The sequence below is a fragment of the Myxococcus sp. RHSTA-1-4 genome (assembly GCF_020037125.1).
GTDB lineage: Bacteria > Myxococcota > Myxococcia > Myxococcales > Myxococcaceae > Myxococcus.
This window is the reverse complement of sequence record NZ_JAIQDG010000003.1, coordinates 22,609-34,747: the sequence shown is the minus strand read 5'-3', so window position 1 is coordinate 34,747 and position 12,139 is coordinate 22,609. Positions and strand designations below refer to the sequence as shown.

Sequence of the window (12,139 nt, the reverse complement as noted above, 5' to 3'; positions counted from 1 at the left end):
AGCGCCATTTCCGGGCGACATCAAACCTCCCGGGGGGAAAGGAGATTCGTCGTGTGACACCCGCGTGCCGCGACTGTCCCGTGGCGGGAGGCGCTCCCCGCCCCTTCGGGCAGTCCCCCCAGGTCCGAGGTGAACACTGGCGAACCTTCACGGCACGGCGCCAGAACAACGGCAGCGCTCTGGCGGCGGTGAGCGCGCCCCACCGGCTCAGGTGTCCCGCTTGAGCGCCTCGTTCGGGGCCACGCGCATGGCGGAGGCCGCCGGGAGCCAGCTCGCCGCCAGCGCGGTGAGCAGCAGCACCGCGGGCGCACCGATGAAGATGAGCGGGTCGTACGGGGAGACACCGTAGAGCAGCGCGGAGAGGGTGCCCGCCATCAGCGCCGCGCCTGGCAAGCCCACCGCCAGCCCCACGCCCGCGAGCCGCAGCCCCTGCCCGACGACCATCCGCAGCAGGCCGCCCGGCGTCGCGCCCAGGGCGCTCCGAATCCCCAGCTCCCGGGTGCGCTGGGCGACCCAGAAGGCGAGGATGCCGTAGAGCCCCACCGCCGCCAGCACCATCGCCAGCACCGCGAACGCGCCGAGGAGCCACCCCACCACGCGCGCCTGGACATAGCTGTCCTCCACGGCGCCCTCCAGCGGGCGGACCTTCACCATCCGCGGGTTCGGGTCCGCGGCCCGCACCTGCTGCTGCAACAAGGGCGTGAGCTGCCCCAGGGGCAGCGTGGACTTCACCGCGAGGCTCAGGTTGCGGCGCGGCTCCTGCCCCAGGGGCACGTAGAGGTCCCCCTGGGGCACCGTCGAGAGCCGCTCCATCGGCACGTCCCCGACGACGCCGACGACCTCGTGGGAGCCCCGCGACGCGTCCGTCAGGTCCAGCTGGAGGCGGGCGCCCACCGCGCTCCGGCCCGGGAGGTAGCGGCGCGCGAACGCCTCGGTGACGACGACCACGCGCGGGCTGCCGGCCGTGTCCGCGGCGCTCGGGTAGCGGCCCTCCTTCAGCGGGATTCCCAGCGCCCGGAAGTAGCCCTCCGTGGCGGGCACGTACCCCGCCTGGGCCGTCTCCTCGCCCGGAGCGGGCGCTCCCACGACGTGGAAGCCCGTGGTCTGCCGCCAGACACTGCCGGAGAACGGGAGGTTGCCCGTGAGGCCCACCGCCGTCACCCCCGGAATCGCCTCCAGCCGGGCGAGGACCTCCCGGGTGGCGGCCACGGCGGCCTCGCCCCCGGCGTACTTCTCCAGGGGGACGAACAGCTCGGCGACGGCGACCTCGCGTGGCTCGAAGCCGAGCGGGACATGCTGCAGCTTCCACACCGTGCGCAGCATGAGCCCGGCGCCCACCAGGGGCACCATCGCCAGCGACAACTGGACGATGACGAGCACCGGCCGGGCAAGGCCCATCGACGTCGCCCTGGAGCCGCGCGTCAACCGGCCGAGCACGCCCCGCCCCCCGCCCCGGGACGCGTGGAGCGCGGGCAGCACGCCCACCAGCACCGCGGTCGCCATGGAGGTCACCAACGCCGTCACCAGGACGAAGGGCTCGAGGCCCGGCCCCGTCACGAGCTGGGGTGGGATGAGCGTGCTCAGCAGCTCGCGGCCCCACAGGGCGACGAGCAGACCCATGGCGCCACCGGGCAGCGCCCGCACCAGGCTCTCCACGAGCACCAGCCGGACGAGCCGGGCACGGCTCGCGCCGAGCGCGATGCGCACCGACATCTCGTGCATCCGCGCGCTGCCCCGCGCCAGGAGCAGATTCGTGAGGTTGGCGCACCCGAGCAGCAGCAACAGGACCGCCACCCCCGTCACCACCTGGAGCTGCGTGCGGGACTGCTCCACCCAGAGCCCATGCAGGGGCTCCAGGCTCACGCCGGTCAGCGTCACGTCCGGGACGCGCTCGGCGTCCATCGCGAGCCGGAGCAGCTCGGCGTGCCCCTGCTCCGGGGCGGCGTGCGGGCGGAGCCGCCCGAAGACGCGCAGCGCGCTGTTCTTCTCGGTGGCCGGGTCGAGCGCCAGGGGCTTCCAGACCTCCACCTCGGGCTCGAACTGGAAGCTCGCGGGGAGGACGCCGACGAGGGTGTGCACCTCGTCGTCCAGGACCACGCTCCGCCCCAGCACGGAGGGGTCTCCTCCATACCGCCGCTGCCAGAGCGAGTGCGAGAGCACGGCCTCGCGGTCGCGCCCCGGCACCTCGAGGTCCGCCCCCCAGAGCCGCCCCAGCGTGGGCTGGACTCCGAGCATCGGCAGCAGCCCGGCGGAGGCCCGCGCCACCATCACCCGCTCATCGGACTCCGTTCCTCGGAGCTGCTGCCGTCCGCCCTGGAAGCCCTCCATCGCGGAGAAGCTCCGCGCGCCCTCGCGCCACGCGTTCCACACGGGCGTCGACACCCGAGCCCGGTCCCGGTGCGGCCCCGCGCCCGCGCCCGGCGTGGTGGTCTGGAAGAGACGGTAGAGCTGGGAGGCCTCGGGGTACGGGAGGGGCCGCCAGAGCACCTGGTACACGGTGCTGAAGACGGCCGTGGTCGCGCCGATGGACAGCGCCAGCGTGGTGACGACGACGGCGGTGAACGCCTTCTCACGCAGCAACGCGCGGACCGCGAGCCGGAGCTCCTGAAGGAGGGCAGTCATGCTGTGGGGACGGGCGGGGGAGTGGGGAGCAACCGCCACGCCGTCAGCAGCAACAAGGATGCCACGCCTGCCACGATGGTGGGCCTGCCCGGATGCCCGGGAGGCCTGACCGGAAGTGGGAACAGCGGTCCCATTTCCGGGCGCCGATGCCGTTCACGTTCCAACTCGCGGGCACCGGGCCCGCCCCCGTCCACTCAGTGCGCGCGGCCCCCATCAGGCCCGCGGCACGGGCCTGCCCGGCGGGTGCACCTCGTCGAGCGGGAGCGGCAGGGTGGCGTCCTCGGCAGCGCGGAGTCCCTCGGAGCCAGGAGCGAGCGGCCTTTCCCCGGTGAGCAGCTCGCGGGCTCGCGACACCAGCCACCTCACGCCCCGGAGCGCGTCCCTCACCAGCACCACGGGCGCGTTCCGCGACAGCAGCGGTGGTCCCCTCAGCGTGCCCTGCGCCGCGTCCTGAGGCATCGGGTTGATGCCCACGCCCAGCTCGTAGACCAGCTTCCCGCCGAGCGCCGCCGTGTAGAGCGCCAGCCCGCACGCGCCCAGGCCCACCAGTGCGCTGGTGAGGGTGGGCTCGCGCCGCAGCCGCCACGCCGTCACCCCCAGGGCCCCCAGCACGATGAGCGTGTTGCCCGTGCCGTGCAGAAAGGCCATGTCCCGGGCGCGCGGAGAATCCATCCGCACCTCCTGACTGGCCGCCAGTCCCGCGACCCCCGCGAACAGCCCGCCCAGCGTGCCCGCCACCCACACCCGGCGGGCCACCTTCCCCCAGGCCTTGTCCCCCGTGGTCACCGAGATGAGGTCCGCCACCGCCGCCGTGGGCAGCAGCGCCAGCGGTGCGTGGACCACCGCCGGATGCAGCTCGTGCAGCAACATCTCCCTCTTCATCGCCCGCCCTCCTGGCACTGACGATGAGGGTGTGCATCCCACGGGGCCACGGCAGGACTGGCTGCCTGCCCGCCTCGTCCGGCGGGGTCCATGAGCTCCGCGCGGCAGCCGGCCCATGCGGACGCTCGGGAGCCCGCCCGGTGGAACGGAACCTCCATTCCACGCGGGACACGCCCGGGCGCCGGGCGCCTCTTCCAGCAAGACGTGGAATGGAACTTCCATTCCATGTGGAACACGCCCGGGCGCCGGGCGCCTCTTCCAGCAAGACGTGGAACGGAACCTCCATTCCACGCGGGGCGTGCTCAGGCGCCGTGCGCCGCTTCCGCCCCGGTGCCGAAGTGCTGACTCACAAGCACGGGAATGGTCAGCGGCAGCTCCTGCCGGGTGAGCACCTCACAGCCCTCACGGGTGACGAGAATCGTGTGCTCGAACTGGGCGGAGAGGCGCCCGTCCTCCGTCACCACCGTCCAGCCGTCCGGCATCACGCGGATGCCCGGGCGTCCCAGGTTCACCATGGGCTCGACGGTGAGGACCATGCCCGAGCGCAGCTTGATGCCCGTGCCGCGCTTCCCCGTGTGGGGCACCACGGGAGGCGCGTGCATCTGGTGGCCGATGCCGTGCCCGCCGAACTCCTCCACGACGCTGCAGCCCTCCTTCCGAGCCAGCTCCTCGATGGCCGCGCCGATGTCCCCCAGCCGCGCGCCGTGGCGCACCACCGCGATGCCCGCGTCCCGGCACCGCCGCGCCACGTCCACCACGTGACGCGCTTCGGCGGACACGTCGCCAATGAGGAACGTGGCCGAGGTGTCCCCATGGAACCCGTCGAGGAACGTCGTCACGTCGACGTTGATGATGTCGCCCGGGGCGAGGTGCTCATCCGGGCGGGGGATGCCGTGGCAGACCACCTGGTTGCGGCTGGTACAGACGGTGGCGGGGAAGCCGTGGAAGCCCAACTGGCTGGGCTTGCCGCCCCGGCGCGCCGTGTCCTCCCGCACCCACGCGTCGATGTCCGCCGTCGAGACGCCGGGCGCGAGCCGCGACGCGACATATGCCAGCGTGCCCGCCGCCGCCTGGCTCGCGCGGCGCAGGCGCTCCACGTCGGAGCCCTTGAACAGGGGAATCGTCATGGCCGCCAAGGTGGCGTCCACCCCGGCGTGGCGTCCAATGCTGTTTCGGAATGACCGCCGGCCCCGCGTGTACCGGCCGCCGGGAGCACGCTAGACTGCGGAGCGTGAGCCTCACGCACATCCAGTCCTTCATCGCCGTGGCCGAAGAGGGCCACGTGGGCCGGGCCGCGCGGCGGCTGCACCTGACGCAGCCTCCGCTCAGCCGGCACATCCTCGCGCTCGAGGACGAGCTCGGCACCCGCCTGTTCGAGCGGACCCGCAACGGCATGCGCCTGCTGCCCGCGGGCGAGGCCTTCCTGCTCCACGCCCGCCGCATCCTCGCCGAGGTCGACGCGGCGGTGCACACGGTGCGAGGCGTCGCGGGGAGCCACACCGGCGGGTGACCCGCCCCGGGCCGGGCGCCGTTCAACACGCGACGCTCAGGGCCTCCGCGCCCCAGGACGCCGGACGGCTTCACGTGCCTGCCTGCCCGGGCATCCGCTAGAGCGCTCATATGCCTGGACCGCGCGCCCCTCGGACTCCCTGGACCTTCATGCCGCGCCCCACCCGCTCCCGTGCGCTCCTCCCGTGGGCCGTGCTCAGGGTGCTGCTGTCTTCGACAGGGGCCCGCGCACAGGCGCCAGACGGCGGAGCAGGTGACTCCGCGGCCCCCACCCGGGACGTCCCCGCCATGGCCTCGTCCAGGGAGGCCGATGCGGGAGCCTCCGCGCCTCCGAGCAACGCCCCCAGCGAGGAGGACCGCGCTCCCGCCGGCACGGTCGTCACGGGCACCCGGCTGCCACGTCCCATCCGCGACGTGCCCGCCACCATCGTGGTCATTCCCCGCGACGAAATCGAGCGCAGCCCCACGCTGACGCAGGACGCGCTCGTCCGCACCCTGCCCTCCGCCGCCACCTTCCGCCGCACGCCGAGCCTCGTCTCGGACCCCACCGCGCAGGGAGTCAACCTCCGGGGCCTCGCGCCCTCGGGCGTCGCGCGCGGCCTCGTGCTCCAGGATGGCCTCCCGGTGAATGACCCCTTCGGTGGCTGGGTGTTCTGGCGCTCCCTTCCCCGGCTCGGCCTGGAGCGCATCGAGGTCGTCCCCAGCGGCGGCTCCGCCCTCTACGGCAGCGGCGCGCTCGGAGGGGTGGTGCAGCTCCTCTCCCGCCCCATCACCGGGCCGGGCCTCGAGGCCGACCTCAGCTACGGCAACCTCGACACCGGCCTCCTCGCCGCCCGGGGCACGGAGCGCTGGGGCGCTGTGCGCGCCTCACTGGAGACGGAGTTGCTGACCAGCGACGGCTACCCCATCGTCGCCGCCTCGCAGCGCGGCCCCATCGACACCGCCACGCCCAGCAACCACGCCGTGCTCAACGGCCGCGTGGACGCGGACGTCTCCGAGTCCCTCTCCCTCTCCGCCCGCGCCGGCGTCTTCCGGGAGAACCAGAACGGCGGCACCGCCTCCACCACCGCCCGCGTGGGGCTGGCCCACCTCGGCGCGGGCGCGCGCCTTCGCACGGAGGACCGCGGCACCTTCTCCCTGGACCTCTTCGGCCGCGTGCAGCGCTTCGAACAGAACCGCGCGCGAGTGGCACCGGACCGCGCCAGCGAGTCACGCGCCGCCTTCCAGGACGTGCCCGCGGAGGACCAGGGCGCGTCCCTCTTCTGGACGGCGCCCTCGTGGACGTGGGGCGGCACCCACGTGCTCTCCGCCGGCCTGGACGCGCGGCGCATGGCCGGCACCTCCGAGGAGCACCTCTTCCCGCCCGAGCCCACGCCCACCTCCACCCGCGTGCGCACCACCGGCGGCACCCAGCTCTCCGGCGGCCTCTACCTCCAGGACCTCTACACCGTCTCTCCCGCGCTGGAGCTGTCCGCCGCGCTCCGCCTGGACGTCTGGCGCAACCTGGACGGCGAGCAACGCGTGGAGCGCGCCAGTGGCGCCGTGGAGACCACCTCCTTCGAGGACCGTGGCGAGCAGCAGCTCAGCCCGCGCCTGGGCCTGCGGCTGCGCCCCGTGCAGTGGCTCACGCTGCGCGCCTCCGGCTACCGCGCCTTCCGCGCCCCCACGCTCAACGAGCTGTACCGTCCCTTCCAGGTGGGCACCGTGCTCACCGCCGCCAACCCGGAGCTGCGCGCCGAGCGGCTGTGGGGCGCCGAGGCCGGCGTGGAGGCCGCGTCCCCCCGCGGCCTCACCGCGCGCGTCACCGGCTTCTGGAACGTGCTCGACGAGCCCATCACCAACGTCACCCTCGCCGAGCCGCTGCCGGATGGCTCCACGCGCCAGCGGCAGAACCTGGGCCAGGCCCGGGTGCGGGGCGTGGAGACGAGCGTGGACTGGCGGCTGTCGCGCCGGTGGACGGCGCTGCTCGCGTACACCTTCGTGGACCCGGCCGTCACCCGGGCCCCGGGCCAGCCGGAGCTGGTGGGCCGGCAGCTCGCGCAGGACCCGAGACACCGGGGCACGGCCATCGTCACCTTCGACGACCCGGCCCTCGTCACCGCCACGGTGCAGCTGCGAGTCACCGGCATCCAGTACGAGGACGACCTCAACGAGCGCGCCCTGGGGGGCTACGCCGTGGTCGGCGTGTCCGCCAGCCGCCGCCTCTTCTGGAAGGTGGACGGCTTCGCCACCGTGGAGAACCTCTTCGACCGCGAGTACCTCGCGGGCCGCGCCGGCGTGGACACCCTGGGCCCGCCCCTGCTCGCGCGCGTGGGACTGCGGCTGCGTGGAGTCCCCTGAGCCCCGAGGCCTCAGGACACGGAGGCCGCGCCGCGCTGGGAGAGGGCCTCCTGCAAGAGGTGCCGCAGCTCGGGCCCTTCGACGATGGCGGACTCCGGCCCCTGGCCATACTGGAGCCGTGAGAGCACCCAGAGCTCCTCGCGGCCCAGCGCCTCCAGGGCCTCCTCGCCAGACTCCGGGGGAAGGTCATCCGGGCTCTCGGGACGGTAGGCCATGAAGACGTCGGGCAGGCTCATCCCCTGCCCCTCCGGAGAGAACCGCTCGGCGAACTCCTCGGCCGGTGGGCGCCCGGAGATGTTCTTCAGCGAGAGCGCGAACTCCAGGAACTCACCAATGACGCGATTCGGGTCTTCGGAGACGCGGATGCTCGGACCTTCGAGGCGGACGGTGCGCATGGCTCGAAGGTACCAGGGCTTCCTCCCGCTTCGAGGTGGATTGAGCCGCCGGGCGCTCAGGGAGGACGGACGAGCTGTGGGTTGGTGAAGTTCTCCTCGGAAATCCACCAGCTCCGGATGGTGCCGATGCGGTCCCCCGCGGCGGGTACGTCCCGCGCGATGATGACCTTGAGCACCGCGGGATTGCCCGCCCCGTCCACGACCGGCACCTTCACCGCGACCAACCGGTCCGTGGGCGCGGCGCTCTCCAGCGCGTACGACGCGTGGGCATACAGGTGCTTCTCGAAGTTCGTGAGCGAGCCCGTCCCCTGCCCCTCGAAGAAGGTCTTCGGCACGTTGACGGCCTTGCCGTCGTACTCATAGCGGATGCCCCGGATTTCGGTATCGACCTTGTCGCCGGGCACCCGGAAGCCGAGCTTCTGCTGGCTGGTGACCTTTATCTTGTCTCCGTAGGCCCGCATGGTCGCGGCCCAGGCCTCCCGGGTATGTCCCCCCGAGAAGCCCGCTTCCTGGAAGGGCTTCGACGGCTTGATGGCCAGCCGGTAGCCGGGGTGCGGAGCCTGCGTGGGAATCCACTCGAAGACGGTGCCATCGGCCAGCGTGACGCGCACCCGCGCCGCGGGCTGGAGCGGAATCTGGAATCCATCCGCGGTGGCCTTGAGCTTGCCCAGCGCCGCGCCCGTGTCGTCGAGCACCTCGACGACCTTGAGCGGGCTGGAGCCCGGCATCGGCTCCAGGAAGACAATCTTCGTCGCCGGCACCTTCTTGTTGTTGGTCAGGCTCACCTGGAGGTTGTTGGCGCGCTCGGCCCGCGCCAGGAAGTCCGTGTCCGTGAGGTGGGGCCGCACGCCCCGCAGCCCCTGCGTCGTCTCTTCCAGGTGCTGGAGGAGCGTGGCGACCGGAGGACCTTCCGCGGGGAAGTGCAGGTAGAGGCGCTGGCCCCGCCCGGGCCGGGGCAGGGAGCCCTTGATGCCCAGCGCGAGGATTCCCCCCGTCGCCAGGAACTGCGCCAGCACCAGCGCCTTGGCCCTGTCCTTGTCCGAGCGGCTCCCGGGCGCCTGTTCAATCTGGTCGAGCTGCCCGGCAATCTGGTCCGTGAGGACGACCAGGGTGAGCGCGTCCGCGGCTCCCTTGCCGAGGTTCAGCGGCAGGTAGAGCCGCTCCGAAAAGACGGCGAGCCGCGCCGCCAGTCCGGACCAGGCCTGGCCCTGCCGGGCCGCGGCCGTGGCGCCCAGCGTGATGCGCCCTGCGGCCAGGGCCGAGGCGCCCGCCAGCCCCGCGAGGATGGCCGCGACATCGAGCGAGATGGCCGACCAGTCGCGGTTGCCATGGCGCAGCCGCTCCTCCACGTCGCCGGCGGCCGCCACGGCGCCAATGACGCCCGAGCCCGCCAGCACCCACGCACCCGCCACCGCCACGGTGCCCGTACCGAAGGTCGCCAGCGAGACGCCCACCGCGGCGGCCCCGAGCCCGATGTAGCTCAGGTACTCGTGCCAGCTTCGCCGCTCGGTCGTCTCGATGCGCCCGCCGCTCCCGCCGGGCACCTGGTAGTGGATGATGCCCTTGGGGAAGTGGACCTTGTAGTCGAGCTTCTCGAAGAGCGACCGCGGTGGCTCGCTCTGTCCCCGCGCGGCGTCCTCCGTGTCCTCGAAGGTGTTCTTCGGGTTGGTGATGTCCTTGAGGTGCCACTTGCCGCCCTCCGACCAGAGGAGGAGCGACAACGGCACCTCGAAGATGCGGGCCGTGGACTTGTACTGCTCATCCGGGTGGAAGACGGCCTGCACGCGGCGGATGCCGGGCTTCCCGCGCAGCGCCTCGAGCTGCTCCCGCATCGCGCCCAGGTACTCGACGCGCTGCGCATCCTGCACGTCCTGCGTGCGGCCCGCCTTGCGGAGCCGCTCGACAATCCACTGGTCCATGCCCTGGACCAGCAACCGGTATTGCGACAGCGCGGCCTGCCACCTTCCGTTCTTCAGGCTCCCCGCGAGCTCCGGGCCCGCCCCCCGCTCCCCCGCCGGGCTGATGTTCGCGCCCGTGTACGGGTTGCTCGTGCTCCACCAGCCATGCCCCGCCCGGAACCGCACCTCGCCGCGCGTCTCGTCCGCGAGTGCCTGGTAGAAGGCCGCGGCATGGGCGCTGGCCTGGTCCCGGAGGGCGGGCTGCACGTTGTTGGCATTCGCCTGCGGCTCCAGGCGGACCATGTCGGCGGACAGCTCCGTCCAGGCCTGGTAGGTGCCCTTGCCCAGCAGCCCGCGGCTGGCGGCCTTGTGGCGCTCGGCGCGCATGGCGCCCTCGTAGGCGTTCAGCTCGTCGCTGACGGACCCGAGGGCGGCCTGCTCCCCCAGGCCGGTGATGGCCTGCGCGCTGGAGGCCGCGAGCTGGTCCTCACGGCTCGGGCGGGCAGCCCCTCCGCGCAGGGAGCCCTGGCGCACCGTGAAGTGGAAGAGCTTCTCGCCGCCGACGGCGGGGCCCACCACGCGCAGTTGGTGGTTGCGGTTCTGCTCCGGGTTGCCTCCGCCATCCACTTCAGCCGGCGAGTCGAGCCGGTCATGGAGGCGCAGGTCGGCCTGCTGGTCGTGGTCCAGGTCGAGTGCCAGGGAGAGCCCGTCCCCGTCGAGGACCTCCAGGGAGGGGACGCCCGCGAACTGGAGCGGCACGCCCGTGCCCCCCGAGGGCCCCTGGGGGCCGAGCGCCGAGATGCCGAGCATGGCGCTCCCGCCACTGCGCGTCACGGTCAGGCGGAAGCGGTCCCGGTAGGCCCCCAGGGTGATGTCCACGGAGGAGATGCCGCCCGCCGTCCGCACCTCGCCCGCGGAGGCGATGCGGTGCACGACCTTCTCCGGGGGAAACACCGCGGTGAGCTGCTGGCCCGCCACGGTGATGCGGTACGTGACACCCTTCGTGTCGCGGGTGGGCGGGTAGATGAGCAGCGGCTGGGAGTCGGTGGGCAGGACCAGGGAGATGCGGGACGGCGCCTTCCCATCCGTGGCCTCGCGGAAGAGGGGGAAGAAGCTGCCCCGGGCGTGGGGCGCCGGAGCGGGAAGCTGGAACATGAAGGCCCGCTCCTGCCGGGACGACAACTGCATCACGCGCAGCTGCATGTTCCGGGGCACGTCCTTGAATGTCGGGTCGGGCCACTGGTCCTTCGGCACCAGGTGCAGCAGGAGCTCCTTGGACTGGTCCCCATCCCCGTCGATGCGGAGCTCGGCGCCGAGGGTGCGCAGGTCCATCAGGGACGCTGGATTCTCGCCGGGGAGGTCTCCCTGCGTCGCGGGTGAGGGCGCTTCCGTCGCCGGGCGGGCGTTCGGGTCCTTCACCCAGACGGAGAGGTACGACGTGCTGCCACCGCTGAAACCGAACGAGAGGTCGTGGTGCCGGCCCTTGCCGGGACTCGCATCGACCCGGACCCGGTCGAGCAGCTTCACCACGCGGGCGCCGTTGCCGTAGAGGTCCAGGGAGAGCGCGTTCTCGCCGGGAGCGAACTCGTTCGGAGGCAGGAGGACCGCCCGCAGCGGCGCGGAGCCCAGCGTGACGCGCAGGCGTATGCGCCGGCCCTCCAGCGAGGGCCCCTCGAGGGGGAAGGGGCCGGTGTACTCGATGCTCGCGGAGAGGGAGTCCGAGCCGTTCTCCTGGCTGCGCTCGAAGGTGATGGTGAAGGGGTCTCCTCCCCACCGGACGGTCTGCGGTGGAGGCAGCCCGTTGGGAGGGTCCCCATCGTAGAGGGCGAGCCGTGCCGGCGCCTGGCCACGGATGGCGAAGGGCGTTCCCTCGATGAAGGAGCGGGCGGCGAGGCCGGCCTCCGCCTCCAGATTCGCCCGGCGCGCTCCCGTCAGTCCGCCTCCGGCGCCGGCACGCTGCTGGAGCGCATGGGCGACCTCGTGCCCCACGCGCCCGCGGCCGTCGGCACTCCGCACGTCATCGAAGCCCGGCGCGAGGTGGACCTCGCCGTTCACGGTGAGGCCCCTGGCGCCCGTGGCGAGGGATGAGCGCGGGTGGATGGGGATGCGCGCCGCCTCGGGACCGAAGGTCCGCTGGAGCGATTCCCGAAGCGGGGGGTAGAGGGGGATGCGGGAGAAGTCGAACCGGAGGGCCGGAGCGGGAGGAGACTCCCCGGCCTCACTGGCGCCCGGTGATGACAGCTCCACCGCTCCGGTGCCACCCGCCGGGGCGGCCTGGGGCTGGAGCGGGTTCGTCAGGGGGGTCTTCCCCTGGCTCAGCGACGCCGGCTTCGCGTCCGGGGCCGGGGAGGAGGAGAAGGCAGGGCGTGGCTTCCGGTCGAACGTGGACATGGACGAGCCCTCCCGAGGTTGCCGCTCCCTAGCCTACTACCCCGAGCGCTCCACGCGCACGGTACGCCCCGCCTCCTCGGCCCGGGTCGTTGAATCCGCCGC

The 12,139-nt window shown here is 73.0% G+C and carries 7 protein-coding genes; 2 read left to right on the top strand and 5 right to left on the bottom strand.

Annotated elements, in window-relative coordinates; all coding sequences use genetic code 11:
* Positions 1 to 207: 207 nt before the first annotated feature.
* The 3 genes from K8638_RS05975 to map all read right to left on the bottom strand — a co-directional run bounded on the left by K8638_RS05975 (position 208) and on the right by map (position 4,631).
* A complete protein-coding gene (locus tag K8638_RS05975; protein ID WP_223753443.1) occupies positions 208 to 2,622 on the bottom strand; it encodes an ABC transporter permease in 2,415 nt (804 codons plus the stop codon).
* A gap of 213 nt (positions 2,623 to 2,835) precedes the next feature.
* On the bottom strand, positions 2,836 to 3,504 hold the full coding sequence (locus K8638_RS05970; protein WP_223753442.1) for a DUF2231 domain-containing protein: 669 nt from the start codon (positions 3,502 to 3,504) through the stop codon (positions 2,836 to 2,838).
* A gap of 302 nt (positions 3,505 to 3,806) precedes the next feature.
* Entirely contained in the window at positions 3,807 to 4,631 is an 825-nt protein-coding gene (gene map / locus K8638_RS05965) for a type I methionyl aminopeptidase (RefSeq protein ID WP_223753441.1), read from the bottom strand.
* 104 nt (positions 4,632 to 4,735) lie between these two features.
* Here map and K8638_RS05960 point away from each other — a divergent pair, with 104 nt between their 5' ends.
* A complete protein-coding gene (locus tag K8638_RS05960; protein ID WP_223753440.1) occupies positions 4,736 to 5,014 on the top strand; it encodes a LysR family transcriptional regulator in 279 nt (92 codons plus the stop codon).
* Between the two features lie 149 nt (positions 5,015 to 5,163).
* The gene (locus K8638_RS05955; RefSeq protein ID WP_370643923.1) at positions 5,164 to 7,353 is read left to right on the top strand and encodes a TonB-dependent receptor plug domain-containing protein; all 2,190 of its coding nucleotides are present in this window, start codon (positions 5,164 to 5,166) and stop codon (positions 7,351 to 7,353) included.
* A gap of 11 nt (positions 7,354 to 7,364) precedes the next feature.
* Here the strand turns inward: K8638_RS05955 and K8638_RS05950 are convergent, their stop codons facing one another.
* Complete coding sequence (locus K8638_RS05950; RefSeq protein WP_223753438.1) at positions 7,365 to 7,748, bottom strand: hypothetical protein; 384 nt, start codon at positions 7,746 to 7,748, stop codon at positions 7,365 to 7,367.
* A 56-nt stretch (positions 7,749 to 7,804) separates the two neighbouring features.
* A complete protein-coding gene (locus tag K8638_RS05945; protein WP_223753437.1) occupies positions 7,805 to 12,037 on the bottom strand; it encodes a DUF4157 domain-containing protein in 4,233 nt (1,410 codons plus the stop codon).
* Between the last annotated feature and the right edge of the window lie 102 nt (positions 12,038 to 12,139).

Bases quoted from the DNA above. Each gene is read 5' to 3' on its own strand.
- K8638_RS05975 (WP_223753443.1), bottom strand. From the start codon at position 2,622: ATGACTGCCCTCCTTCAGGAGCTCCGGCTCGCGGTCCGCGCGTTGCTG.
- K8638_RS05970 (WP_223753442.1), bottom strand. From the start codon at position 3,504: ATGAAGAGGGAGATGTTGCTGCACGAGCTGCATCCGGCGGTGGTCCAC.
- map (WP_223753441.1), bottom strand. From the start codon at position 4,631: ATGACGATTCCCCTGTTCAAGGGCTCCGACGTGGAGCGCCTGCGCCGC.
- K8638_RS05955 (WP_370643923.1), top strand. From the start codon at position 5,164: ATGCCGCGCCCCACCCGCTCCCGTGCGCTCCTCCCGTGGGCCGTGCTC.
- K8638_RS05950 (WP_223753438.1), bottom strand. From the start codon at position 7,748: ATGCGCACCGTCCGCCTCGAAGGTCCGAGCATCCGCGTCTCCGAAGAC.
- K8638_RS05945 (WP_223753437.1), bottom strand. From the start codon at position 12,037: ATGTCCACGTTCGACCGGAAGCCACGCCCTGCCTTCTCCTCCTCCCCG.